1 protein-coding gene is annotated in these 368 nt (G+C 40.2%); it reads right to left on the minus strand.

Annotation, left to right across the window (positions count from 1 at the left end):
- On the minus strand, positions 1-368 hold a 368-nt coding region (locus tag JIV24_RS22280), incomplete at both ends, for a hypothetical protein (RefSeq protein WP_200467288.1).

A 368-nucleotide genomic window follows, 5' to 3' on the forward strand; every position in this document is an offset into this window, starting at 1 on the left:
AAATCCTGAATATGACAACTCTCCACGGTAATAGTCATGGCAGAACCACCATTTAATTGTGCCAAATTCAGATTATATCCTGTCATTGCAATATTGCGGAATGTAAGGTGTTCATCCCTTGTAGTGGAAGGACTCAATACATGCCCTTTTAATTGGCAACGGTCAAAGCTTACATGATTACTCTCATTCTGGATTAATATACTTCTGGTTCCATTCGTCCTAAGTACTCCCATATCCTCAAACGAGATATAATCACAACCGGTTAAAGCTAATGTAAAATCATTGCTCGGGTTACTGGTGCTGTAATGCAATTGAACCAAACTACTGTCCCTGCTTTCACCCCGGAAAGTAATCGTATTGACCTCGCT

The organism is Carboxylicivirga marina, assembly GCF_016612505.1.
In the GTDB taxonomy this organism is placed as follows: Bacteria; Bacteroidota; Bacteroidia; order Bacteroidales; family Marinilabiliaceae; genus Carboxylicivirga; species Carboxylicivirga marina.